This window comes from Propioniciclava coleopterorum, from assembly GCF_011393335.1.
GTDB classification, from domain to species: domain Bacteria; phylum Actinomycetota; class Actinomycetes; order Propionibacteriales; family Propionibacteriaceae; genus Propioniciclava; species Propioniciclava coleopterorum.
In genome coordinates, this window is the sequence record NZ_CP049865.1 from 666,034 (window position 1) to 692,067 (window position 26,034).

The following is a 26,034-nucleotide window of genomic DNA, read 5'->3' on the forward strand; positions in this document are numbered from 1 at the left end:
ACGATCGTTCTGTTCGGAGGACCACACATGGAACAGCAACCGCTCACCCTCGGCCTGGACATCGGGTCGACGACGGTCAAGGCCGTCCTGTTGGACGCCGACCACGTGGTCTACTCCGATTATCGCCGCCATAACGCCGATGCGCGAGGCGAGGTGCGGCGATTGATCGCCGAGATCGCCGAGCGCTGGTCGCAGATCACCGTGCGGGCGGCCGTCACCGGCTCGGGCGGCCTCCACGTCGCCGACCTGCTCGGCGTCGACTTCGTGCAGGAGGTCATCGCCGGCACCGAGGCCGTCGAGCGATTCCACCCCGAGGCCGACGTGGTGATCGAGCTGGGTGGCGAGGACGCGAAGATCACCTACCTCAAGCCGTCGCCCGAGCAGCGGATGAACGGCACCTGCGCGGGCGGCACCGGCGCGTTCATCGACCAGATGGCGACGCTGCTGCGCACCGACGCGGCGGGGCTGAACGAGCTCGCCGCGCGCCACACGACGCTCTACCCCATCGCGTCGCGGTGCGGCGTGTTCGCCAAATCCGACGTCCAGCCGCTGCTCAACCAGGGCGCGGCGCACGCCGACATCGCCGCGTCGGTGTTCCAGGCGGTCGCGACCCAGACGATCTCCGGGCTGGCGTGCGGCCGCCCCATCCGCGGGAACCTGGTGTTCCTGGGTGGGCCGCTGCACTTCCTGCCCGAACTGCGCGAGGCCTACCGCCGCACGCTGGCCGAGCAGGTCGACAGCTTCACCACGCCCCCGGACGCGCAGCTCTACGTCGCGCGCGGCGCCGCCCTGCTCGCCGGCGGCGAGGCCAAGCCACTGTCCGCGCTGCTGGCCGGCCTGGACGCCGGGGCGAGCTCCTCGGTGGGACACACCGCGACGCTGCGTCCGCTCTTCGCCGACGCCGCCGAGCGCGCCGCCTTCGAGGCGCGGCACGCGGCGGCCACCGTCCCGCAGGGGCGCCTCGAGGACGCCCGCGGGCCGCTCTTCCTCGGCCTGGACGCGGGATCGACCACCATCAAGTGCGTCGTCATGGACGCCTCCGGCACCATCGTCCACAGCCACTACGCGGGCAACGGCGGCAACCCGGTCGCCGCGGCGATCGACATCGTCCGCGAGGTGCGCGAACGCCTGCCGGCCGAGGCCGAGCTGGCCCGCTGCTGCGTGACGGGGTACGGCGAGGGACTCGTCCAGGCCGCGCTGCGGATCGACCAGGGCGAGATCGAGACGATGGCCCACTACCGGGCCGCGGACCGGCTCTCCCCCGGCGTCACGAGCGTCATCGACATCGGCGGCCAGGACATGAAGTACCTGCGCGTCCGGGGCGGCGCGCTGGACTCGATCGCCGTGAACGAGGCCTGCAGCTCGGGCTGCGGCTCGTTCCTGCAGACGTTCGCCGAGACGATGGGCACCGACGTGCGCGCGTTCGCCGCGTCCGCCCTGGCCGCGCAGCAGCCGGTCGACCTCGGCTCGCGCTGCACCGTGTTCATGAACAGCTCGGTCAAGCAGGCGCAGAAGGAGGGGGCCTCGGTGGGCGACATCGCCGCCGGCCTGTCCTACTCGGTGGTCCGCAACGCGCTGTACAAGGTCATCAAGCTCCGCGACGCCGACGCCCTCGGCGAGCGGGTCGTCGTCCAGGGCGGTACGTTCCTCAACGACGCCGTGCTGCGCGCCTTCGAGCTGCTGACCGGGCGCGAGGTCGTCCGGCCCGACGTCGCCGGGCTCATGGGCGCCTACGGCGCCGCGCTCACCGCGCAGCGGGCGTGGGAACCCGGCACCGTCACGTCGCTGCTCGAGCTCGACGAACTGGACGACTTCGCCGTGGAGACCACCCGGCGCACCTGCAAGCTGTGCCAGAACCACTGCGGGCTGACGATCAGCAGCTTCCCCGACGGCAGCCGGCACGTCTCGGGCAACCGGTGCGAGCGAGGCGCCTCGCTGGAGGACAAGCCGCAGCGCACCGAGATCCCCAACCTGCACGACTTCAAGTACCGACGGCTGTTCGCCTACCGGCGGCTCACCGACGCCCAGGCGACCCGCGGCGCGATCGGCATCCCGCGCGTGCTCAACATGTACGAGAACTACCCGCTGTGGTTCACGATCCTGACCGCGCTGGGGTACAAGGTCATGCTGTCGGGTCGCTCCAACCACGACCTGTTCGCCGACGGCATGGAGACGATCCCGTCGGAGAACGTCTGCTACCCCGCCAAGCTCGCGCACGGCCACATCGAGTGGCTGCTCGACCGCGGCGTCACCACGATCTTCTACCCGTGCGTCAGCCTGGAGCAGCCCGCCTTCGAGGCGTCCGACCACAACTTCAACTGCCCGGTGGTGGCTTTCTACCCCCAGGTGCTGGCCAAGAACATCGACCGGCTGCGTGAGCCCGGGGTGAAGCTGCTCGACCCGTTCGTGAACCTGGCCGACCCCGACAAGCTCGCGCAGCGGCTGGCCGAGGTCTTCGAGGGCGACGGCGTCACCCTTGAGGAGGCCCGCGCGGCCGTCGAGGCGGGGTACGCCGAGGACGCCGCCTACAAGGCCGACGTGCTGGCCGAGGGACGCCGCGCGCTGGAGTACGCCGCGGAGCACGGCCGCAAGGGCATCGTGCTCGCCGGGCGTCCGTACCACGTCGACCCGGAGATCCACCACGGCATCCCCGAGATGATCAACCAGCTCGGCATGGTCGTCCTGACCGAGGACGCCGTCGCCGACGCCCCGCGCCTGGAGCGGCCGCTGCGCGTCCGCGACCAGTGGACCTACCACTCGCGGCTCTACGAGGCGGCGGCCCGCGTCCGGACCGAACCCGAGCTGCAGCTGGTGCAGCTGAACTCTTTCGGCTGCGGCCTGGACGCCGTCACGACCGACCAGGTCCAGGAGATCCTGGAGACGGCCGGCGACGTCTACACCGTGCTGAAGATCGACGAGGTCTCCAACCTCGGGGCCGCGACCATCCGGCTGCGCTCGCTCAAGGCGGCGACCGCGGAGCGCCGCCCCCGCTCGGCCGAGGTCGTCACGTACGACGCGGCCGCCAAGGAGGGCCTGGGGCACCCGGTGTTCACCAAGGACGCCCGGCGCACGCACACCATCTACGCGCCCCAGATGGCGCCCATCCACTTCCGGCTGATCGTGCCCGTGCTGCGCAAGGTCGGCTACGACGTCAAGCTGCTGGAGCACGCGTCCCGCGACGACGTCGAGGTGGGGCTGCGCTACGTCAACAACGACGTCTGCTACCCGGCGATCATGGTGGTGGGGCAGCTCATCAACGCGTTCATCGCCGGCGGCGCGGACCCCGACAACAGCTCGGTGATCATCACGCAGACCGGTGGGATGTGCCGGGCCACCAACTACGCCGGCATGCTCCGCAAGGGGCTGGCCGACGCGGGGTTCGCGCAGGTCCCGGTGCTGGCGATCAGCGCCCAGGGCCTCGAGGAGAGCCCCGGGTTCAAGCTGACGCCGGCGCTGCTGCACCGCGCGATCCAGGCCATCGTCGTCGGCGACGTGCTGCAGAACGTCCTGCTGCGGACGCGTCCGTACGAGGCCGAGGTCGGGGCCGCCGACGCCCTGTACCGGCACTGGGACGCCGTCGCGTCGGAGTTCTTCACCACGGGCGGCTGGTCGGCGACCCTGAAGCGCCGGGTCAGCTACCGCTGGCTGATCGAGCGGATCGTGCGCGACTTCGACCGGCTGCCGCTGGCCGACGTGCCGCGGCGTCCGCGCGTGGGGTTGGTGGGCGAGATCCTGGTGAAGTTCTCCCCCGACGCCAACAACGACGCGGTCCGGGTGATCGAGTCCGAGGGCTGCGAGGCCGTGCTGCCCGACCTGCTCCCGTTCTTCATGATGAGCATGCACACCGCCGGCTGGAAGCTGGACCACCTGGGCGTCGGGACGCCCCGCGGCGTCCGGCTGCAGCAGGGCGCGGCCTGGCTGATCGAGCAGTACCAGCGGCCCGCGCGGCGCGCGCTGGCCGCGGCCACCCGGGACTTCGTCGTGGCGCAGCCGCTGACCGAGGTCGCGCGCCGCGCCGAGTCGATCGTCTCGCTCGGGACCACCGCGGGCGAGGGCTGGCTGCTCGTCGGGGAGATGATGGAGCTCATCGAGGACGGCTGCCCCAACATCGTGGTGGCCCAGCCGTTCGCGTGCCTGCCGAACCACGTGGTCGGCAAGGGCGTGTTCCGCGAACTGCGGCGCCTCTACCCCGAGGCGAACGTGGTCGCCATCGACTACGACCCGGGGGCCTCCGAGGTGAACCAGCTGAACCGGATCAAGCTGATGGTCGCCACCGCGCACAAGAACGCGGGACGCATCCAAGCCGAGAAGCTGGGCCCGCGTCCGCTGAGCATCACCCCGGTGTCCTCGACGCTGGGGGTCTGACCGGAGCCTCGCTGCGGCCGGTCGGCGGCGGGCTTGCCGGGTGCGCCACGGACGCCTCCGGCGCCGCGCGTCCCGGCGGTGAGCCCGGCTGAGCACCCCGACAGACAACTCCAACCGATGCGCGCGTTTCGGCGTCGGCCGGCGTCGCCTCCAACGGTGTCAGGAACACTCGCGGATGTCCTTCCGTCCCGCGCCCGCACCGGAGGGCGGCGCCAGGAAGCGAAGGGAATCCGCGTCAGGGTGCAGAAGTCCCCCGTGTCAGGAGGCGCTGAGCCCCGGAGGCAGCAGCGGCCAGGGGTGCGCGGCCTCGAGCGCGGCGGCCAGGGCGAGCAGGTCGGCGTCCCGGCCGCGGATGCCGGTGAGCATGACGCCGATGGGGAGTTCGACGCCGTCGACCTCGGCGCGGACCAGCGGGAGGCTGATCGCGGGGCGTCCGGTGAGGTTCGCGACGGACGTCCAGGGGGTGTAGTCGATCTGGGCGGCGAAGTCGGCCGCCGGGTCGGCGTCGTCGCGCAGGGCCCCCACCTTCGCGGGGGGCTGGGCCAGCGTGGGGGTCAGGACGGCGTCCAGGTCGCGCCAGGCGTCGTTCACCTCCGACTCGAGCCACTGGATGGCGCTCAGGGCACCGGCGTACTCGACGCCGGTCACAGCGCGCCCGCGGCCGCGGAGCCACTGGGTCATCGGGGTGAGGGCCGGTTCGGCCTCGGGCGGCAGCGGGATGGACGCCGCGCCGGTCGTCCAGACGGCGTCGAAGGCGGCCCAGCGCTCGGCGGGGAACGCGCGGGGGCGTCGACGAGGTCGTGACCCAGCGCGTCCAGCCAGCAGGCCACGGCCTCGACCGCCGCGACGACGCCCGGGTGGACCGTGGCGGTGTCGGAGATGACCGGCGTCGTGGTGACCCCGATCCGGAGCCGCTTGGGGGCGTGGGCGAGGCCCGAGAGGAAGCCGTTGCCCGGTGCCAGCACGTCCAGCCCGAGGGCGGTGTCGGCCACCGACCGGCTCAGGACGCCGTCGCTCACCAGGCCGGGCCCGGGCACGCGTGTCGGGAGGGTGCTGACCAGGCCGCGGGAGGGCTTGTGCCCGACGATGCCGCAGCCGGCCGCGGGGATGCGGATCGAGCCGCCGCCGTCCGAGGCGTGCGCGATCGGGGTGATGCCCGCGGCCACCGCGGCCGCCGCGCCCCCGGAGGAGCCGCCCGCTCCCCTGCTGCGATCCCAGGGCGTCACCGCGGGCGGGCCGATCAGCGTCTCGGTGTAAGCGGGGAAGCCGAACTCGGGGGCGGCCGTCTTGCCGATCGTCAGGCCACCGGCGTCGATGAGTCGCTGGGCGACGGCGTCGGTGACCTGCGAGACGTTGCCCCGCAGCACCGCGCTGCCCGCCTCGAACGGCAGGCCGGCGACCTCGACCAGGTCCTTGATCGGCACCGGGACGCCGACCAGCGGACCGACGGGCCTGCCCGCCGCGATCGCCGCGTCGAGACCCTCGGCCTGCTCGCGGGCCCGGTCCCCCGTGAGGTGGGCGAAAGCCCCCAGGTCGGCCAACTCCTGCGCGCGGGCCAGGGAAGCCTCCGCGACGCCGAGGGCCGTCCACTCCCCGGAGCGGACGCGATTGGCGGTCTCAGCGGCGCCTGCGGCGGGATCCCAGTGCATGCCTCGAGGCTACCCCCGAAGCCAGCCGGGCATCAGGCGGGCTCCAAGCTGCTCGTCGCCCGGTGGATTGTCACCCCAGCCCGTCCGTGCGGCGGCGGCGTCCCACGGTCTGTGCGGTGGGCTGCACAGCCAACTTGTCCTCCGCGGCACAGACAGCACGTGCGGCGGGCGGCACGGCCCACTGCTGCGCGACACATCCGGCCCGTGCGGCGGGTGACACAGTCAGTCCGTGCAGTGGGCGGCGCCGCCAGTCGGTGCGGCGGGCGGCATGGCCAGCCAAAGCAGTCGTGGCACAGCCAACCCGTGCAAGGGCGCGGCACAGCCTGTCCGTGCTGTGCGCGGCACAGGAATTTCGTGCGAGGACAGCACAAGTCCGTGCGGGGCAGCGCGGCCAGTCCGAACGAGGGGCATCACGACCAGTTCGGGCGGGGGCAGCACACGTCCGTGCGCGGGGCAGCGGCCAGTCCGGGCGCAGCACAAGTCCGTGCGGGGGCAGCGCGGCCAATCCGGGCGGAGCGTCCAGTCCACGGAGGCAGCCCGGCCAGTCAGTGCGGGGAACGCCGCCCGCACCGACCCAGCCGCCACTCCACGGGAGCAGCCCGGCCAGTCAGTTCGGGGAACGCCGCCGGCACCCGACCCGGCCGCCACTCCACGGAGGCAGTGCGGCCAGTCCGGGGCATTTTTGCGGCCAGTCGGTGCGGGGCAACGCCGCCCGCACCCACCCAGCCGCCAGTCCACGGGAGCAGCCCGGCCAGTCCGGGCTGGAAGGTCGGTCCGGGGCACTGCGCCGGTCGGTGCGGGGCGACGCGCCCGGCACCCGACCCGGCGGCGGAACGCGGAGGCAATGCGGCCAGTCGATGCAGCGCGACGCGGCCGCATGCGACCCGGTGGCCAGTCCCGGAGTTCACGGACACATCTCACGCGGCCCGCTTCACCCCAGCATTCGAACCAGCCCAGGCCCCAATCCCAAGACCCGTCCGCCTCAACCGAAGCCCCCGCGCCCCATCCCTATCGTCCTGCGATCTGTGTGGCTCAATTTTCACGCAGTCACCGAGGTCCGGGAAGGCATCACCCCTTGTCGGCACTCCCGCGTTCAGGCGTGACTGCGCAATCCTTGATTTCCTCGACGCGAACCCACCGGCGATCAAAGAAGACACCCTTCTCCGGGCCACACGTCCGCCGAAAATGTCAGAGGCGACTCGTACAGTGTTTTCATGGAGACGTTGATCCGGACGCAGAGTGAGGCATTCCTGGCGAATGTCCTCACCGGTCTGGACGACCTCGACCCCAACGGTCTGGACCGCACGCTGCTCACCGATGCCGAACGCGTCACTCTCGCCGAGCAGGCACTGTCGGCCGCGGGCAGGCTGCAAGCCCTGGCCGGGGTGTTGGTTGCTGAGGCCGATCGGGTCGCGGCTCCCCAGACTGTGGTGGGGTGGGCACACTGTCGTGGCTGCACGACGCCCAGCGGATGACCCGACGCGAAGCCGGCCGACTGCTGGCCGGAGCCCAGGAACTGGCCAGCCGGCCGGTCCTGCGGGAAGCGACGCTCACCGGTGCGGCCACACCGCTGCAGGCCCGCGCGGTCGCCCGGGTGCTGGCCCAGTTGCCGGAGGATCTGCCCGACCAGAAGGTGCGTGAGGCGGAAACCATGATGGTGGGGTTCTGCGCTCAGTTCGACTCCCACGAACTGGGGCGGCTGGCCCGGCATCTGCTCGAAGTCATCGCCCCCGAGGTCGCTGAGGAGTCGTTGGAGCGCCGGCTGGAGCGGGAGGCGCGGCACGCCCAGGCGGTGCGGCATCTCTCCTTCACCCCTGATGGGATGGGGTCGGTCCTGATCAAAGGCAGCCTGCCGACAGTTGAAGCCGAACTGTTGCGGGCGCAGGTCGAGGCGATCGCGCACCTGCACCACCGCCGCGCCCTCGACTGCGCCGACCCGCTCGTCGAGAAGGCCACCCCGACCCAGCGCCGAGCTGATGCGCTGGTCGAACTCGCCCGCGCCGCCGCGGTGCACCAGGACGCCCCGAACCATGGCGGCGATCGGCCGCGGATCATGGTGCTGATCGACCACGATCGGCTGGTCGACGACTGCCGACGAGCACAGTTGCTCGATTCGGGTGCGGATCTGACGCCCACGCAGTTGCGGGTGTTGGCCTGCGACGCCGGCATCCTGCCCGTGGTCATGAACGGCGCCGGGGAAGTGCTGGACGTGGGACGAGCCAACCGGCTCGTCACCCCCGCCATCCGCGCCGCGCTCGTCGCCCGCGATCGCGGGTGCGTGTTCCCCGGGTGTGATCGCACCGCGGCCGCGTGTGATGCCCACCACATCACTCCCTGGCAACGCGGCGGACCCACCTCGCTTCCCAATCTCGTGCTCCTGTGCCGGCACCATCACAACACGGTCGAACCCGACCACCGCCATCCCGACACCCACTGGCAGATCAGACTCGACCACGGCGTACCGGTCGTGATCCCACCGACCAGAGTCGACCCGCAACAACGGCCCCGCCGCAACCACCGCCACCGACCCCGATCACAAACCGCGGACCCGGCATCTGGAGACGCTTCGGGAAGCTGACTGCGGGCGACATGTTGTTCCAGGTGGCCGCCCGAGAGAGTGCGCCGAACCGCCCTTGGGGCGCCCGCCGAGGCGTCTGCGACCCGCCGGTGGGATGCCGACCGACCCGAACCCGATCGCCTGGACGGTGCCGCCGCCCGAGAAGGTCCGCCGAACCGCCCTTGGGGCGCCCGCCGAGGCGTCTGCGACCCGCCGGTGGGATGCTGACCGACCCGAACCCGATCGCCTGGGCCGCCCAACGGTGCCGCGGCTGGTCCGAAGCAGCAGCGTCGTCCCGTCCGCGGTAGGCCACCGCGCACGGCGGTCACGCACACAACGGGTGCACGAGACAACCCCAGACGCCGCCGGCCCCTCGCTGGCGGAACGCTGGTCCATCCCCCCGACAACCGTGCAGTGCACGGCGCGTGATCGCCGAAGCGAAGACGGTGGGGCGAAGGTCCCGGCGATCGCGGCTGACAGGTCTGTCGGCGCGCCACGTGCCGCCTCGTCCGAGTAACACGCAGGTGATGGGCGACGACCGGGGTGATGGGCGACGCTCCCGACTGGCTCGCAGTCACGGCCCTCCGGGCCTTCGAACCACGTCGCCTGGGCGCCTACCGCGTGAACCCACGCCCGCCGCCCAGCGCAGACGCCGCCATGGGGAACAGAACCGTCGGCGTCCTGATCGGTGAGGTCTTCGCCCTGCCCCTGCACTCCTGCCGTGGATCTTCCGGCCCCGGCTGACCGGACGCGACGTGAACCTGGACATCGCCTCCAAGGCGGAGCGACGGGCGGGCTGACCTCGTGATGCGAAGGCCAACCTCAGCGCCCCCTCAGGACCACGCTTGACGCTCTCAGAGACGAGCCGGATGGGCGCGCTCCCATCAACCGCGTACACGGATCTTCCTCGCGGCGCTCCCCGGAAAGCTCCTGCGCACCCCAGGAATCCTCGTCTGCACGGCGCGGTGGTCGCGTTGGACGTGCTGTGGTCCAACGCGGCGGAGGACGGCCGGACAGCGGCTCGGTGGAGATCGCGGCTGCCCGGGTCGGCGCTGCTCCGCGCAGCAGTCGGGACACGAGGACAAAGATCGGACAGCGGTGATGTCTGCCCCGCTGGCAGAGGCGATCGACATGCGCGGACAGGTTCCCCGGTGAAGGCGCTCGGACCGCGCCATCCGCCCCACCACCGGACACGTGAGGCCGGGTCCCCGGACGTCGCTCGCCGAGCCGCCCGCCCTCACGCGCCAAGAAGCCGAGGACCACGCTCCGATGAAGGGGCGTGGTCCTCGGCGGTGCTCCGGATCGGCTCAGGTGTTGCGGAACGCCACCTGGTCGCATAGGGCCGACAGCGCCTCTCGGGCGGGGCCCTCCGGCAGCCGCGAGAGGTAGCCACGCGCCACCTCGGCGCGCCGGCCCACCTCCGCGCGGGCCTCGTCCATGACGCGGTGGGCGCGCAGAGCCGCGAGCGCCTCGGCGACCTCGTCTTCGTCGTCCAGCGGACGCGAGGTCAGGTCGAGCAGCCGCTCGTCGCCCGGACGCGCGGACGCGCGCAGCATCAGCACGGGCAGCGTCGGGACGCCCTCGCGCAGGTCGGTCCCGGGGACCTTGCCGGAGGCGTCCGAGGCGATGTCGAGCAGGTCGTCGGACAGCTGGAACACTACGCCGATCTCCTCGCCGTACGCGGCCAGGGCGTCGAGCACGTCCGCCGGCGCGCCGCAGACCATGCCGCCGAACACGGTGGACGCCGCGATCAGTGAGCCGGTCTTGTCGGCGATGACGTCGAGGTAGTGGTCCAGCCCGTCGCTCTCGTCCCCGGCGCCGCGGGTCTCGGCGATCTGCCCCTGCACGAGCCGCGCGAACGTCTCGGCCTGGAGCATGACGTACTCGGTCCCGAGCGTCGCGACCGTCGAGGACGCGCGGGCGAACAGGAAGTCGCCCACCATGATCGCCACGGTGTTGTCCCAGCGGCTGTTCGCCGACGGGACGCCGCGGCGCATGTCCGCCTCGTCCATGACGTCGTCGTGGTAGAGGCTCGCCACGTGGGTGAGCTCCATGACGATGGCGGCGCGGTCGATGGCCGACGGCTCCGCACCCGGGTACAGCTGGGACGCCAGCACCACCAGCAGCGGCCGGAACCGCTTGCCCCCCGCGGAGAGCAGGTGCTGGGCGGCGTCCGTGGTGAAGGCGGTCTGGGCGCGGGCCGTCTCCTTGAGCCGTTCCTCGATGGAGTCGAGGCGCTCGCGGACGAGCGCCTCGAACACCGGGTCGACGGCCTGATCAGTCAGGGAGGTCACCGCAGGAAGCCGCCCGCGAACGCCGCCAGCTGCATGACCGAGTCGGGCAGCAGGCCCAACCACAGGGTGCCCACGGCGCCGATGATCACCGGGATCCACGTCCAGGCGCTGGCCTGGCCCACGAAGGTGCCCTTGGCCGGCTCCCGGGCGAACATCACCACGATGACCTTCAGGTAGAAGTACGCCGCCACCAGCGAGCTGAGCACCGCGATCACGACCAGCCACCAGTAGCCGCCCTGCCACGCCGAGGTGAACACGGCCCACTTGCCGATGAAGCCACCGGTCAGCGGGATGCCCGCGAAGCTCAGCATGAACAGCGCCATCAGGCCGGCGACCCACGGGTTCTTCGAGGCCAGCCCCGACCAGGCGCCGATGTTGTTGTCCTCGCCGGCGGCGTTGCGGACCATGGTCACGATCCCGAACGCGCCCACCGTGGCGAACCCGTAGGCGGCGAGGTAGAACATCACCGCGGAGGTCGAGGTCGCCTGGCCGGCGGGCACCTGCTGGTTGGCGCCGACGACGGCGGTCAGCAGGAAGCCCGCGTGCGCGATCGAGCTGTAGGCCAGCAGCCGCTTGATGTCGGTCTGGGTCAGCGCGCCGACGATGCCGATCACCATCGTGAGGATGGCCAGCAGCGCGAAGATCGGCTGCCAGGTCCAGCGCATGCCGTCCAGCGCCACGTAGAAGACGCGCATCAGGGCGGCGACGGCGGCGAGCTTGGTGCAGATCGCCATGAACCCGGTCACCGGCGTCGGGGCACCCATGTAGACGTCCGGCGTCCAGTTGTGGAACGGGACGACGCCGGCCTTGAACAGCAGCCCGATCGCGATGAAGGCCAGCCCGATGAAGATCAGGCCGGGGCCCGTGGTGGCGTCCGCGACCGCCGCGTGGATGACGCGCAGGTCGAAGGAGCCGGACAGCACGTACAGCATCGCGATGCCGAACAGCATGAACGCCGACGCGAACGCGCCCAGCAGGAAGTACTTCAGGGCCGCTTCCTGGCTGAGCAGGCGGCGGCGACGCGCCATCCCGCTCATCAGGTACAGCGGCAGCGAGAGCACCTCCAGCGCCACGAACAGCGTCAGCAGGTCGGAGGACGCCGCGAACACCATCATCCCGGTGAGGGCGAACATGCCCAGCGGGAAGACCTCGGTGTGCTCCCGGCGGGCGGCCGAAGACTCGGCCTCCTCCACGGAGCCGGGCACGGACGCCGCGGACGCCGCGAACGTGGTCGCGCCGCCGTTGAGCCGGCGCTCACCGAAGACCAGGAACGCCAGCGCGCCGAAGACGAGCAGCGCCGCCCAGGAGAAGTACGCGGGGCCGTCCAGCGTGATGGAACCCATCGCCAGCCGGCCGGCGTAGCCGCCGCGCCAGTTGATGGTGAGGAACGCCAGCGAGGCCACCACGGTCGCGATCACGAGCGACATCTGCGCGACGAACCGCAGCGGACGCGGCAGGACCGCCTCCAGCAGGATGCCCAGGCACGCCGCCGCGAACACGAGCAGGATCGGGGCCAGCGCCCGCCACTCGAGCGTGGGGGCCGCCATCTCCAGAGCCGGCATGAGGAACGACGACATTTACTTGGCTCCCTTCACGACCGGAGCCGGGTCGGCCACGCCGACGTACTCCATGGTCGCCTTGGCGGTGGGCTCGACCAGCTGCACGGCCGGCTGCGGCACGAACCCGAGGAACAGCAGCGCGCCGATGACCGGAACCATCACGAACCGCTCCACCCCGTTCAGGTCGCGCCCGGTGAACGCCGTCTCCGACTGCTCGGTGAGCGGGCCGGTCATGGGGCGCTGGTACAGGACGGCGAGCGAGTAGACCGCCGCCAGCACGACGCCGGGGAGGGCGAACACGACGACGAGCGGGTTGCGCGCCCACGTGCCCGCGATCACGAGGAACTCGCTCACGAAGGTGGACAGGCCCGGCAGCGACAGCGCCGAGAGGCAGGCGACCAGCAGGACGCCGGCGGCGACGGGCGCCACCTTCTGGACGCCGCCGAAGGCGTTGATGTCGTAGCTGCCCCGACGCTTGGCCAGGAAGCCGACCGCCAGGAACAGCGCGGCCGTCGAGAAGCCGTGGTTGAGCATGTAGAAGATCGAGCCGGTCTGGCTCTGGCTGGTGAAGGCATAGATGCCCAGCACCATGAATCCGAAGTGGCTGACCGAGGTGTAGGACACCAGCCGCATCATGTTCGTGCTGCCGACGGCGGCCAGGGCCCCCCACAGAATCGAGATGATCGCGAAGACCATCATGAACGGCGCGATCCAGGTGGACGCCTCGGGGAACAGCCCCAGGCAGAACCGGACCATCCCGAAGGTGCCGATCTTGTCCAGGATGCCGACCAGCAGCGTCGCGGTGCCCGGCGTGGACGCCGCGGCGGCGTCCGGCAGCCAGGTGTGCAGCGGCACCATCGGCGCCTTCACGATGAAGGCGATCAGGAAGCCGAGCATCAGCCAGCGTCCGAGGTCGCCGTCGATGCGCAGCGCGGCCAGGTCGCCGATCAGGTACGAGGGCGCACCCTGCGCGGCCCCCACCGCGAAGAGGCCGACGACGGAGGCCAGCATGATGAGGCCGCCCGCGAGGCTGAACAGCAGGAACTTCATCGCCGCGTAGCCGCGCCGCTCGCCGCCGAAGCCGACGATCAGGAAGTACACCGGGACCAGCGTCGCCTCGAAGAAGAGGTAGAACAGCAGGACGTCGGTGGCGGTGAACACGAACAGCGAGAGGCCCTCGAGGATCAGCACCAGGGCGAAGAACGTCTGGGCGCTCCAGCGGCCGGCCGGCGGCGTCCACTCGGCCAGCAGCACGACCGGGGTCAGGATCACGGTCAGCAGCACCATGGCCAGGCCCATGCCGTCGAGGCCGAGCGCCCACCACGCGCCGAACGCGCGGATCCACGGGACGGCCACCGACAGGTCGGTGCCGCCCGCGTACAGCGCGGCGACGGTGGCGCCGGTCGCGAGGGTGGCGAGGGAGAAAACAAGGCCGAGCGTGCGCGCCGCGCCCCTGCCCATGGGCAGCAGCAGGACCAGACCACCGATGATCGGCAGGAGGCCGAGGAAGGTGAGCCAGGGGAATGTCATGTCAACTCCTCCCTCAGCCCAGCTGGCCGAGGATCAGAACGGCACCCACGATGAGGACGCCCCACAGCATGGTGAGCGCGTAGTTACGGGTGTAGCCGGTTTGCAGGCGGCGGAGCTGGGTGGAGAGCCCCGCGAACGCGTGGCCGGCCCCGTCGACCGCCTTGTCGATGCCCTGGGCGTCCGCCGCGTCGGCCGTCCTGGCGACGACCTTCGTGGGCCCGACGAACAGGAAGTTGTTCACCTGATCGCCGAACAGGACGTTGCGCCCGGCGATGGTGATCGGGTTGCTCGTCTGCGGGGCGGTCGCCGGGATCGGCTTGCGGCCGAACACCATCCACGCTCCGGCGACGCCGAGCGCGACGACCAGCAGCGTCGCCAGGCCGACCGGGGTCGGGATCAGGCTGACCTCGTGGGCGTGGTTGCCCACGGCGGGCTCGAGCCAGGTCTGGATCCACCAGTTCATCAGCAGGCCCGCGAAGATCGAGAACAGCGCGAGGATGATGAGCGGGATCGTCATGACCTTCGGGGACTCGTGCGGGTGCACGCCCTTGAGCCAGCGCTTCTCGCCGAAGAACGTCATCAGCATCAGGCGCGTCATGTAGAACGCGGTGACGCCGGCGCCGATCAGGGCGCACAGGCCGATGAAGAAGTTGTCGGCGAAGGCGGCCTCGATGATGTGGTCCTTGCTGAAGTAGCCGGCGAAGAACGGGAAGCCGATGATCGCCAGGTAGCCCATCGCGAAGGTCAGGAAGGTGACCCGCATCGCCTTGGACAGCCCGCCGTAGTGGCGCATGTTCACGTCGTCGTTCATGCCGTGCATGACCGAGCCGGCGCCCAGGAACATGTTGGCCTTGAAGAAGCCGTGCGTGAGCAGGTGGAAGATCGCGAACGCGTAGCCGGCCGGGCCGATGCCCGCGGCCAGCATCATGTAGCCGATCTGGCTCATGGTCGAGCCGGCGAGCACCTTCTTGATGTCGTCCTGGCTCGTGCCGATCCAGGCGCCCGCGAGCAGCGTCACGGTGCCGACCACGACGACGGCGAGCTGCGCCGTCGGCGCCGCCTCGAACACCGCGTGGCTGCGGACGACCAGGTAGACACCGGCGGTGACCATGGTCGCGGCGTGGATGAGCGCCGACACCGGGGTCGGGCCCTCCATGGCGTCCAGCAGCCAGGCCTGCAGCGGCACCTGCGCGGACTTGCCGCACGCGGCCAGCAGCAGGAACAGGCCCATCGCGGTGGCCCAGAAGGGCTGCAGCTGGGCGGCGCCCGCGTTCACGTCCGCGAACGAGGTCGAGCCGAACATCGCCAGCATGGTGCCCATCGCCATCAGCAGGCCCAGATCGCCCACGCGGTTCATGACGAACGCCTTCGTGCCGGCGGCGGCCGCGGTCGGCTTGTGCTGCCAGAAGCTGATGAGCAGGTACGACGCGAGGCCCACGCCCTCCCAGCCCAGGAACAGCACGATGTAGTTGTTCGCCAGGACCAGGATCAGCATCGCCGCGATGAACAGGTTCAGGTAGGCGAAGAAGCGGCGGCGGCGGTCGTCGTGCGCCATGTACCCGATCGAGTAGACGTGGATCAGCGAGCCGACGCCCGTGATGAGCAGCGCGAACAGGATCGAGAGCTGGTCGATCAGCAGCGTCACCTCGAAGTTCCACGGGCCGACCGTGAACCATGTGTACACGTGGTTCTCCACGGCGCGCTCCGCGGCGGGGCGCATGAGCTGCTCACCGAACAGGCACGCGGCGATCGCGAACGACCACAGGACGGCCGCGGTGGCGGCCAGGTGGCCCCAGCGGTCGGTGAGCTTGCCGGCGAGCAGCAGCAGCCCGGCCATGACCAGCGGGACCGCGATCATGGTCCACGCGAGCGTGAACATCCCGGTCGCGGCGACCGGTTCGGCGAGGGTTTCCAACAACATCACGTCGCCCACCTCAGAGCTTCAGCAGGTTGGCGTCGTCGACCGAGGTCGAGCGACGGGTCTTGTAGATCGAAACGATGATCGCCAGGCCCACCACGACCTCGGACGCGGCGACGACCATCACGAAGAAGCTGGCCACCTGCCCGTCCAGCCCGCCGGTGATGTGCGAGCCCGCGACGAGCGCGAGGTTGCAGGCATTCAGCATGAGCTCGACGCACAGGAAGGCGATCAGGGCGTTGCGGCGCACGAGGACGCCGACCGCACCGATGGCGAACAGCAGCGCGGCGAGGATGAGGTAGTTCTCGGGGTTCATCATCACTCGTCCTCCTCGTCCTCGACGGTCTCGATGGCGGCGAACGTCTCATCGGTGACCTGCGCCAGCGGGACCGGGTCGATGACCGCGCCGCGCAGCATGAGCGTGTGGCTGATCGACTTCTGCGCGATCGTGCCGTCGGGCAGCAGCGCCGGGGCGGCGATCGAGTTGGTCGTCGCGTAGACGCCGGAGTTCGGCAGGGTGCCGGGGTGCTCGCCCCGGGTGGCGTAGGCCAGCATCCGCTCGTCGGCCAGCTCGCGCTGGTCCTTCTTGGGCGTGACGCGCTGGTGGTGCGCGAGGATCATCGCGCCGACGGCGGCGGTGATCAGCAGCGCCGAGGACAGCTCGAACACGAACACGTAGCGGCCGAACAGCAGCTGGGCGAGGCCCTGGGCGTTCCCGCCGAACGAGGCGTTCGCCTCGACCACGGTCGCCGGCGGGTTCACGATGGCTCCGCCGATGCCGAAGATGAGCAGGCCGGCCAGCCCGATGCCGGCCAGGATGGCCAGGGGCCGCTGGCCCTTGAGCGTCTCCACGGCCGAGTCGGGCGTGTCGACGCCGACCATCATCAGCACGAACAGGAACATCATCATGACCGCGCCCGTGTAGACGATGATCTGCGTCATCGCCAGGAAGGGCGCGTCCAGGGACGCGTACAGCACCGCGAGGCTGATCATCGACACGGCCATCGACAGCGCCGCGTACACCGCCCGGCGGGTGAGCACGAGGCCCAGCGCGCCGATCACGGCCAGCGGGGCCGCGATCCAGAACGTCACCTCCGCCCCCGTCACGAGCGGAACGAGCATGGGGCTCACGACGCGACCTCCTCGGTGTCGGCGGGGCCGGTGCGCGTATCCGGGACGCCGGTGGCGGGCAGGCCGAGGAAGTAGGACTTCTCGTCGGGGCCCAGGCGGCGCGGATGCGGCGGCTCCTCCATGCCCGGCAGCAGCGGGGCCAGGAGGCGGTCCTTGGTGTAGATCATGGCTTCGCGGCTGGTGTCGGCCAGCTTGAAGTCGTTGGTCATGGTGAGCGCCCGCGTCGGGCACGCCTCGATGCACAGCCCGCACAGGATGCAGCGCAGGTAGTTGATCTGGTAGACGCGGCCGTAGCGCTCGCCGGGGCTGTACCGGTCGTCCTCGGTGTTGTCCGCGCCCTCGACGTAGATGGCGTCCGCGGGGCACGCCCACGCGCACAGCTCGCAGCCGACGCACTTCTCCAGGCCGTCGGGCCAGCGGTTCAGCTGGTGGCGGCCGTGGAAGCGCGGCGCGGTGACCTTCTCCTGCCCGGGCATCGGGTAGCCCTGGGTGAAGGTCTTGCGGAAGATGGTCCTAAAGGTGACGCCGAAGCCGGCCCACGCATCGAAGAGGCCCATTACTCGTCGTCCTTCCTCTCATCGTCGGACGTCAGGGCGCCCTGTTCCTCGGTGGTCGTGGTGGAGCTTCCGGAGACGACGCCCGCGAACTCGGGCAGCGTCTGGCCGGGCATCGGCGGGACGGGGAAGCCGCCCGCGAACGCGTCGAAGGGCTTCTCCTCGCGCTGCTCGACCACCTTCTTCTCCCCGCCCAGGAAGAGGACGGCGATCAGCGCCAGCACGACGACGCCGATGATGATGTAGAGCAGCGGGCCCTGCAGGTACCCGTGGTTCGACAGGCCGCGCATGAGCGAGATGATCATGACCCAGGCCAGCGAGATCGGGATGAGCCACTTCCAGCCCAGCGCCATGAACTGGTCGTAGCGGAAGCGGGGCAGCGTGCCGCGCAGCCACACGAACAGCGAGATCAGCAACTGGACCTTGATGAAGAACCACAGGAAGCCCCAGTAGCCGGTGTCCGGGATGAACAGGCTCAGCGGCCAGATCGCCTTGTAGCCGCCCAGGAACAGCGTGGTCGCCACGGCGGAGACCGTCGCCATGTTGATGTACTCGGCCAGGAAGAAGATGGCGTAGCGGAAGCCGGTGTACTCGGTCAGGTGGCCCGAGACCAGCTCGGACTCGCACTCGGGGAGGTCGAACGGCGCGCGGTTGGTCTCACCGACCATCGAGATGACGTACACCACGAAGGACGGCGCGAGCAGCAGCCAGTACCACTGCTGCAGCCCGATCGGGTTGCCGCCGAACAGCGGCAGGCCCTGGGCCTCGACGATCTCCGAGGTGGACATCGTGCCGGCGTAGAGGAAGACCGCCACGTAGGACAGGCCCATCGAGATCTCGTAGCTGATCATCTGCGCCGACGAGCGGAGCGAGCCGAGCAGCGAGTAAGGCGAGTTGGACGACCAGCCCGCGAGCACGAAGCCGTAGACCGCCACCGAGCTCATCGCCAGCAGCAGCAGCGCCGAGACGGGCATGTCGGTGACCTGCAGGCGGGTGGTGACGCCGAACATGTTCACCTCGCCGCCCAGCGGCATCACCGACCAGGCGCCGAAGGCGCACACGCCGGCGAGGATGGGGGCGATGGTGAACAGCACCCGGTCGACCATGCCCGGAGCGAAGTCCTCCTTGAACATGAGCTTGAGGCCGTCGCCGAGCGCCTGGCCCAGACCGCCCAGCCAGATCGGGTTCATGATCGGCCCAAGGCGGTGCTGCATCTTGGCGACCAGGCGTCGCTCGTACCAGACGTTGAAGATCGTCCAGGTCAGGAGCAGGACGACGACGCCGACGACCTTGATCAGGACGATCCACCAGGGATCGTTCATGAAGATCGAAATGTCTGCGGGGATCATGCCGCACCTCCGTTGACCTCGACGGTTTCACCCGCGACGACGTCGAGCTCACCGAGCCCCGCGCCGTCCCGGTTGCCGGGGATCCACACGACCCCGTCCACCATGGAATCCTCCACCACTAGCGGCAGCGTCACCGCGCCGCCACGCGCACGCACCGTGACCGGATCGCCGGCCGTCAGGTGCAGCGACGCCGCGGTGGCGGGGCTGAGCCGGGCCACGTTCGGCTTGGCGGTCGCCAGCAGCGCCGTGGCGCCGTCGTTCGCGGCCGAGCCGTCGATGAGCTGGCGCCAGGAGGCGAGCACGAGGCTCCCCCCGCCGCCGGCCAGGTCCGAGTCGGTGCCGCCGGAGGCCACGTGCGGGGCGCCGATCGGGGTGCCCTCCCAGGCACCCAGCTCGTCGAACTCCGCCCGGGCGCCGCCGGGGACGCGGAAGCCGAGGTCCTTGCCCAGCGCGTCCGCCAGCATGGCGAGCGCCCGGACGTCGGTCATCGGCGACACGTTCTGCTTGATGACGCGGTTCACGCGGCCCGGGCGGTGCTCCCAGTTCCAGAAGGTGCCGGCCTGGTCCTCGACCAGGTCGACCGGGATCACGACGTCGGCGCGCTCGGTCACCTCCGACTGCCGGGACTCGAGGCTGACCACGAAGCCGGCCTTCTCGATGCCCTCGCGGGTCGCCTCGGCGTCGGCGAAGTCGGTCGGCTGCAGGCCGGCCACGACCAGCGCCTGCAGTTCGCCGGACGCGGCGGCCTTGAGGATGTCGGGGCCGTTGAGGCCCGGCGCGCTCGGCACGTCCGCGCCCCAGGCGGCGGACAGGTCGACGCGGGCGGCGGCGTCCACGACGGGGCGGCCGCCGGGCAGCAGCCCGGGCAGGCAGCCGGCCTCGACCGCGCCCCGGTCGCCCGCGCGGCGCGGGATCCAGGCGAGCTTGGCGCCGGTGCGCTGCGCGAGTTCCACCAGGGCGGTGAACGTGCCGGGCAGGCCCGCGGCGCGCTCCCCCACCAGGATGACGGTGTCGGCGTCGGCGTCCAGGCCGGCGACCAGGTCGGCCTCGCCGCCCGGGACGGCCGGGATCAGCTCGGCGCCCAGCTTGAAGAAACCGTTGGACAGGTACGGCGCGACCGCCTGCACCAGCAGGCCGTTCTTGCGGGCCGCCTTGCGGAGCCGCAAGAAGACGATCGGGCTCTCCTCCTCCGGCTCGAACGCGACGCAGACGACCTTCGTCGCGCGCTCGAGGTCGGTGTAGGTGACGCCCTCGCCGAGGCGCTTGCCGGCGACGCTGTAGCCCAGGAAGCGGGCCTCCTCGTCGCTGGACAGCCGCGAGCGGAAGTCGATGTTGTTCGTGCCGAGGATCGCGCGGGCGAACTTGGAGTACGCGTAGGCGTTCTCCGCGGTCAGCCGGCCGCCCGTCAGGACGCCGACGCTGTCGCCGGCCGCCGTCAGGCCGGCCACGGCGGCGTCGATGGCCTCGGGCCAGGACGCCACCCGCAGGACGCCGCCGTCGCGGATGAGCGGGGCGGTGATGCGGTCGGGCTGGCGGCCGTACTGGAAGTCGAAGCGGCCGCGGTCGCAGTTCCACTCCTCGTTGACCTCGGGCAGGTCGCCGGCGAGCCGGCGCTTGACCTCGAAGTGGCGGTGGTCGCTGCGCAGTTCGCAGCCGGACGCGCAGATCTCGCAGGTCGTGGTCGTCGACACCAGGTCGAACGGGCGGGCCTGGAACCGGTAGTCGACGCTGGTCAGCGCGCCCACCGGGCAGATCTGGATGACGTTGCCGGAGAAGTAGCTGTCGTAGGGGTGGTCCTCGTAGAAGCCCACCTGCTGCAGCGCGCCGCGCTCGACCAGCGCGATGAACGGGTCACCCGAGATCTGCTCGGAGAACCGGGTGCAGCGTGCGCACAGCACGCAGCGCTCGCGGTCGAGCAGCACCTGCGCGGAGATGTTGATCGGCTTGGGGAACGTCCGCTTGACGCCGCCGTAGCGCGAGCTCGGGTCGCCGTGGGTCAGGGCCTGGTTCTGCAGGGGGCACTCGCCGCCCTTGTCGCAGATCGGGCAGTCCAGCGGGTGGTTGATGAGCAGGAACTCCAGCATGCCGCGCTGGGCCTTGTCGGCCACCGGGGAGCTGACCTGGGTCAGCACCTGCATGCCGGGCGCGCACTCGATGGTGCAGGACGCCTGCGGCTTGGGCATGCCGCGCCCGTTGCCGGCGTCCGGGATCTCGACCATGCACTCGCGGCACGCCCCGACGGGGTCGAGCAGCGGGTGGTCGCAGAACCGCGGGATGTCGACGCCGATCATCTCGGCGGCGCGGATCACCAGCGTGCCCTTGGGCACCTGGACCTCGATGCCGTCGATGAAGACGCTGATCAGGTCCGGCTTGACGACCTCGCCGGCCTTGGCCTCGACGCTCATGCGTGCGCTCCTTGGGTCTGATCGGCGAACAGGGCGCTGCGGCCGTACGGGAACAGCTCCCAGGCCGGCGTGTGGTAGCCCTGCTCGAACTCGGAACGGAAGTGCTTCACGGCGCTGGTGACGCAGGCGACGGCGCCGTCGGCCAGGGCGCAGAACGACCGGCCGCCGATGTTGTCGCAGATGTCCAGCATCTTCTCGATGTCGCCCTCGGACGCCTTCCCGGCCTCGAAGTCGCGCAGCATCTGCACCAGCCACCAGGTGCCCTCGCGGCACGGGGTGCACTTGCCGCAGGACTCGTGCTTGTAGAACTCGACCCAGCGCAGCGTGGTGCGCACCACCGAGGTGGTGTCGTCGAAGATCTGCAGCGCCTTGGTGCCCAGCATCGAGCCGGCGCCGGCCATGCCCTCGTAGTCCAGGGGCAGGTCCATGTCGTCCGCGGTCAGGATCGGGGTGGACGAGCCGCCCGGAGTCCAGAACTTCAGCTCGTGGCCCTCGCGCATGCCGCCCGACAGCTCCAGCAGCGTGCGCAGCGTGATGCCCATGGGGGCCTCGAACTGGCCCGGGCGGGCGACGTGGCCCGACAGGGAGTACAGCGTGTAGCCCTTGGACTTCTCGGTGCCCATCGAGGAGAACCAGGCGGCGCCGTCGCGCACGATCGAGGGCACCGACGCGATGGTCTCGACGTTGTTGACGACGGTCGGGGACGCGTACAGGCCCGCGACGGCGGGGAACGGCGGACGCAGGCGCGGCTGCCCGCGGCGTCCCTCCAGGGAGTCGAGCAGCGCCGTCTCCTCGCCGCAGATGTAGGCGCCCGCGCCGGCGTGCACCACGATCTCGAGGTCGTAGCCGGAGCCGAGGATGTTCTTGCCCGCGTAGCCGGCGGAGTACGCCTCGCGGACGGCCTGCTGCAGGCGGCGGATCACGTGCGCGACCTCGCCGCGGACGTAGATGAACGCGTACTTACAGCCGATGGCATACGACGAGATGATGACGCCCTCGACCAGCGTGTGAGGGCTGGCCATGAGCAGCGGCATGTCCTTGCAGGTGCCCGGCTCGGACTCGTCGGCGTTCACGACGAGGTACTTGGGGTTCGGGTTGTCCTGCGGGACGAAGCTCCACTTCATGCCCGCGGGGAAGCCGGCGCCGCCACGGCCGCGCAGGCCGGAGTCCTTCACCAGCGTGATCAGGTCGGCCGGGGTCGACTTCAGGGCCTTCTTCAGCCCCTGGTAGCCGCCGGTCCGCTCGTAGTTGGCGAGCTTCCAGGCGCGTTCCTGGTCCCAGTTCCTGCTCAGGACGGGGGTCAGCACATCGGTCACTGGATCTCCTCCTGCACCGAATCGTGGATCTGATCGGAGGCCGGCGCGTGCCAGCCGTGCTCGTGGGCGATGTCCAGCCCGAGCAGGGACGCCGGGCCCGCGGTGGGCCCCTCGTCGGCCTTGCCGTCGGGGAACCCGGCGAGCAGGCGTTCGGTGTCGCGCCACCCCGTCAGCACGGGGCCGCGGGTGGACTGCACGGGCCGGCCGGCGGCCAGCTCGTCGATCATGTGCGCGGCCTTGGCGGGGTCCATGTTGTCCATGAACTCCCAGTCGACCATCATCACCGGCGCGTAGTCGCACGCGGCGTTGCACTCGATGCGCTCGAGGGTGAACATGCCGTCCGCCGTCGTCTCGCCCTCGCCCACGCCCAGCTTGTCGCTGACCGAGTCCAGCAGCTGGTCGCCGCCCATCACCGCGCACAGCGCGGTGGTGCAGACGCCGACGTGGTGCTTGCCGTTGGGACGGCGGACGTACATCGTGTAGAAGGTCGCGACGCCGGCCACCTGCGCGGTGGTGATGCCGAGCACGTCGGCGCACACCTCGATGCCGCGCGGGCTGATCCGGCCGTCGACCGACTGCACCAGGTGCAGCATCGGCAGCAACGCGGAGCGGGCCTGCGGGTAGCGGGCCGCGATCTGGCGCATCTCCTCGATGGTCGCCTCGCCGATCGAGGACTCGGTGTCGCTGTAGTCGATCGAGCCGGAGTCCGGGAAGAACGACTGGAACTCGTGACCGCTCACCGGTCCACACCTCCCATAACGGGGTCGAGCGAGCCGACCGCCACGACGACGTCCGAGATCATGCCGCCCTCGCACTCGATCGGGACGGACTGCAGGTGGTTGAACCCTGGGTCCCGCATGTGGGCGCGGTACGGGCGGGTGCCGCCGTCGGAGACGACGTGGCAGCCGATCTCGCCCTTGGGGACTCGATCGGCACGTAGGCCTGGCCGGCGGGCACCTTGAAGCCCTCGGTGACCAGCTTGAAGTGGTGGATCAGGGCCTCCATGGAGTTGCCCATGATCTCCTTGATGTGCTCGTGGCTGTTGCCCTGGCCGTCGGGGCCGACGGCGAGCTGGGCGGGCCAGGCGATCTTCTTGTCCTGCACCATGATCGGCTGCCCGACCGACTCCTCGAGCCGGTCCGCGCACTGCTTGACGATCTTCAGCGACTCCCACATCTCGTCCAGGCGGACGCGGAAGCGGGCGTAGGCGTCCGAGTGCTCCCAGCCGTCCTCCTCGCTCCACGCGCACACGTCGAAGTCGTAGGTCTCGTACCCGCAGTAGGGTTGCTGCTTGCGCAGGTCCCAGGGGTAGCCGGTGGAGCGCAGCAGCGGGCCGGTGACGCCGAGCGCCATGCAGGCCGCCAGATCCTGGTAGCCGATGCCGATCATGCGGCCCTTGAAGATCGGGTTCTCGTTGCAGAACGCCGCGTACTCGGGCAGGTGGTCTTCGAGCCACGTGATCAGGTCGCGCAGTTGCGCCAGCCCGTTCTCGGGCAGGTCGGTCGCGACGCCGCCGGGGCGGATGTAGTTGTTGTTCATCCGCAGGCCGGTGAGGGCCTCGAAGAAGTCCAGGATCATCTCGCGCTCGCGGAAGCCGATCGTCATGACGGTCAGCGCGCCGATCTCCATGCCGCCGGTGCCGATGGCGACCAGGTGCGAGGCGATCCGGCACAGCTCCATCGTCAGGACGCGCAGTTCGTTGGCGCGCTGCGGGATCTGGTCCTCGATGCCGAGCAGCCGCTCGACCGACAGGCAGTAGGCGGCCTCGTTGAACAGCGGGGCCACGTAGTCCATGCGCGTGACGAACGTCACGCCCTGGACCCAGCCGCGGTACTCCATGTTCTTCTCGATGCCGGTGTGCAGGAAGCCGATGCCGGGGCGGATCTTCACCACGGTCTCGCCGTCGCACTCCAGCTCCAGGCGCAGGACGCCGTGGGTCGAGGGGTGCTGCGGGCCCATGTTGATGACGAGGGTCTCGTCGCTGCGCTCGGCCTGCTCCTGGGCGATCTCGGCCCAGTCGCCGCCCATGGCGGTGTAGACGGTGCCGGACGTCTCCTGGCCCGGTGCCGCGTAGTAGTCGGTGTTGCTGGCGCTCATCGGTAGGTCCTCCGCTGATCCGGGGGCGGCACGACCGCACCCTTGTACTCGACGGGAATGCCGCCCAGCGGGTAGTCCTTCCGCTGCGGGTGGCCGACCCAGTCGTCCGGCATCAGGATGCGCGTGAGCGACGGGTGGTCGTCGTAGACGATGCCGAACATGTCCCACGTCTCGCGCTCGTGCCAGTCGGCGGCCGGGTAGACCGAGCAGATGCTGGGGATGTGCGGGTCGGCGTCCGGGCAGGACACCTCGAGCCGCAGCCGGCGGTTGTGGGTGAACGACTGCAGGTGGATCACCGAGTGCAGTTCGGCGCCCGCGTCGGACGGGTAGTGCACGCCCGAGACGCTCATGCAGCCCTCGTAGCGCAGGTGGGCGTCGTCGCGGAGCGCGGTGACGACCTCGATGAGCTTCTCGCGCGGCACGAAGACCGTGAGCTCGCCGCGATCGAACAGCACGTGGGTGAACGCGCCGTCGACGAGGGTCTCCAGCCGGACGAGCACCTGCTCGTCGGCGCCCTCCAGCGGGCGCGCGGTCGAGCGCCGCGGCAGGTACTCGCGCACGAGCCCGCCGTAGCCCGAGGTGTCGGGCGAGCCGTCGGACCACATGCCGCTGCGCGTGACGGGAGGCTGCGGGGACGACTGGGCGTCCTCGCGCTCGACGCCGGCCTTCGGCGCCGCCTCGGCACCCTCGACGGGCTCGGAGATCGACTTCTCCTCGCCGGGGAGCTTCTCGTCGCTCATCGCATGAGTCCCTTCTGCTCGATGGTCGGGGTGGCGATCAGCGCCAGCTCCTCCAGGTCGCCGAGCACCTTGGCGCGGTGGGCGCCCATCGGGTCCTTCAGGACGATCTCGCGCAGCTTGAACATGCCGTCGATCAGCATGTCCGGGCGCGGCGGGCAGCCGGGCACGTACACGTCCACGGGGACGATGTGGTCGCCGCCCTGGACGATCGCGTAGTTGTTGAACATGCCGCCGGCGCTGGCGCACACGCCCATCGCCATGACCCACTTGGGGTTCGGCATCTGGTCGTAGACCTGGCGCATGACCGGGGCCATCTTCTGGCTGACGCGGCCGGAGATGATCATGAGGTCGGCCTGGCGCGGCGAGGCGCGGAAGACCTCCTGGCCCCAGCGGCCGGCGTCGAAGCGCGGCGCGCCGTACGTCATCATCTCGATGGCGCAACACGCCAGGCCGAACGTGGCCGGCCAGAACGAGGTGCGCCGCATCCAGCCGGCGACGGCCTCAACGGTCGTGGTGAGGATGCCCTCTTCGGGCAGTGCGTCCTCGATACCCATCGGTGGAGTCCTTTCT

Annotated in this window: 18 protein-coding genes and 1 pseudogene; 3 read left to right on the forward strand and 16 right to left on the reverse strand. The window is 70.6% G+C overall.

Annotated elements, in window-relative coordinates; translation table 11 throughout:
- Positions 1–27: 27 nt before the first annotated feature.
- Entirely contained in the window at positions 28–4,365 is a 4,338-nt protein-coding gene (locus tag G7070_RS03270; RefSeq protein WP_166231940.1) for an acyl-CoA dehydratase activase-related protein, read from the forward strand.
- A 258-nt stretch (positions 4,366–4,623) separates the two neighbouring features.
- Here G7070_RS03270 and G7070_RS19515 read toward each other — a convergent pair whose 3' ends face one another.
- Both G7070_RS19515 and G7070_RS03275 read right to left on the reverse strand, forming a co-directional pair.
- Positions 4,624–5,046, reverse strand: coding sequence for an amidase family protein (locus tag G7070_RS19515; protein WP_206080171.1), 423 nt, complete (start codon positions 5,044–5,046; stop codon positions 4,624–4,626).
- On the reverse strand, positions 5,043–6,014 hold the full coding sequence (locus G7070_RS03275) for an amidase family protein (protein WP_206079912.1): 972 nt from the start codon (positions 6,012–6,014) through the stop codon (positions 5,043–5,045). Before G7070_RS03275 ends, G7070_RS19515 begins: the two co-directional genes overlap by 4 nt.
- Before the next feature lie 1,214 nt (positions 6,015–7,228).
- On the opposite strand from G7070_RS03275, the gene G7070_RS03280 reads away from it, so the two are divergent.
- Positions 7,229–7,489 carry a hypothetical protein gene (locus G7070_RS03280; RefSeq protein WP_166231941.1) on the forward strand — a complete coding sequence of 87 codons (261 nt, stop codon included), beginning with the start codon at positions 7,229–7,231 and terminating at the stop codon, positions 7,487–7,489.
- Positions 7,450–8,592, forward strand: coding sequence for an HNH endonuclease signature motif containing protein (locus tag G7070_RS03285; protein ID WP_166231942.1), 1,143 nt, complete (start codon positions 7,450–7,452; stop codon positions 8,590–8,592). The genes G7070_RS03280 and G7070_RS03285 overlap by 40 nt, the downstream gene beginning before the upstream one ends.
- 1,286 nt (positions 8,593–9,878) lie before the next feature.
- Here the strand turns inward: G7070_RS03285 and G7070_RS03290 are convergent.
- From G7070_RS03290 to G7070_RS03355, 14 genes and pseudogenes are all read right to left on the reverse strand, one after another.
- Positions 9,879–10,856, reverse strand: a complete 978-nt coding sequence (locus G7070_RS03290) for a polyprenyl synthetase family protein (RefSeq protein ID WP_246227601.1) — start codon at positions 10,854–10,856, stop codon at positions 9,879–9,881.
- A gap of 5 nt (positions 10,857–10,861) precedes the next feature.
- Positions 10,862–12,442: an NADH-quinone oxidoreductase subunit NuoN gene (nuoN, locus tag G7070_RS03295; RefSeq protein ID WP_166231944.1), complete on the reverse strand. Its 1,581-nt coding sequence runs from the start codon at positions 12,440–12,442 to the stop codon at positions 10,862–10,864.
- Positions 12,443–13,954: an NADH-quinone oxidoreductase subunit M gene (locus G7070_RS03300; RefSeq protein WP_166231945.1), complete on the reverse strand. Its 1,512-nt coding sequence runs from the start codon at positions 13,952–13,954 to the stop codon at positions 12,443–12,445.
- A gap of 13 nt (positions 13,955–13,967) precedes the next feature.
- Positions 13,968–15,875: an NADH-quinone oxidoreductase subunit L gene (nuoL, locus tag G7070_RS03305; RefSeq protein WP_166234919.1), complete on the reverse strand. Its 1,908-nt coding sequence runs from the start codon at positions 15,873–15,875 to the stop codon at positions 13,968–13,970.
- 13 nt (positions 15,876–15,888) lie between these two features.
- Complete coding sequence (gene nuoK, locus G7070_RS03310; RefSeq protein WP_166234921.1) at positions 15,889–16,188, reverse strand: NADH-quinone oxidoreductase subunit NuoK; 300 nt, start codon at positions 16,186–16,188, stop codon at positions 15,889–15,891.
- Between the two features lie 2 nt (positions 16,189–16,190).
- Positions 16,191–16,994 (reverse strand): NADH-quinone oxidoreductase subunit J, encoded by an 804-nt coding sequence (locus tag G7070_RS03315; protein WP_166234923.1) that lies wholly within the window; start codon positions 16,992–16,994, stop codon positions 16,191–16,193.
- Positions 16,995–16,999: 5 nt separating this feature from the next.
- A complete protein-coding gene (nuoI, locus tag G7070_RS03320) occupies positions 17,000–17,560 on the reverse strand; it encodes an NADH-quinone oxidoreductase subunit NuoI (protein ID WP_166231946.1) in 561 nt (186 codons plus the stop codon).
- The gene (gene nuoH / locus G7070_RS03325; RefSeq protein ID WP_206079914.1) at positions 17,560–18,906 is read right to left on the reverse strand and encodes an NADH-quinone oxidoreductase subunit NuoH; all 1,347 of its coding nucleotides are present in this window, start codon (positions 18,904–18,906) and stop codon (positions 17,560–17,562) included. Before nuoH ends, nuoI begins: the two co-directional genes overlap by 1 nt.
- Positions 18,903–21,311 (reverse strand): NADH-quinone oxidoreductase subunit G, encoded by a 2,409-nt coding sequence (locus tag G7070_RS03330; protein ID WP_166231947.1) that lies wholly within the window; start codon positions 21,309–21,311, stop codon positions 18,903–18,905. The genes nuoH and G7070_RS03330 overlap by 4 nt, the downstream gene beginning before the upstream one ends.
- Positions 21,308–22,627: an NADH-quinone oxidoreductase subunit NuoF gene (gene nuoF, locus G7070_RS03335; protein ID WP_166231948.1), complete on the reverse strand. Its 1,320-nt coding sequence runs from the start codon at positions 22,625–22,627 to the stop codon at positions 21,308–21,310. Before nuoF ends, G7070_RS03330 begins: the two co-directional genes overlap by 4 nt.
- A complete protein-coding gene (nuoE, locus tag G7070_RS03340; protein WP_166231950.1) occupies positions 22,624–23,367 on the reverse strand; it encodes an NADH-quinone oxidoreductase subunit NuoE in 744 nt (247 codons plus the stop codon). The genes nuoF and nuoE overlap by 4 nt, the downstream gene beginning before the upstream one ends.
- Positions 23,364–24,724 (reverse strand): annotated as a pseudogene (locus G7070_RS03345) (NADH-quinone oxidoreductase subunit D). Before G7070_RS03345 ends, nuoE begins: the two are co-directional and overlap by 4 nt.
- Positions 24,721–25,464, reverse strand: a complete 744-nt coding sequence (locus G7070_RS03350; protein WP_166231952.1) for an NADH-quinone oxidoreductase subunit C — start codon at positions 25,462–25,464, stop codon at positions 24,721–24,723. Before G7070_RS03350 ends, G7070_RS03345 begins: the two are co-directional and overlap by 4 nt.
- Positions 25,461–26,018: an NADH-quinone oxidoreductase subunit B gene (locus G7070_RS03355; protein ID WP_166231954.1), complete on the reverse strand. Its 558-nt coding sequence runs from the start codon at positions 26,016–26,018 to the stop codon at positions 25,461–25,463. The genes G7070_RS03350 and G7070_RS03355 overlap by 4 nt, the downstream gene beginning before the upstream one ends.
- Between the last annotated feature and the right edge of the window lie 16 nt (positions 26,019–26,034).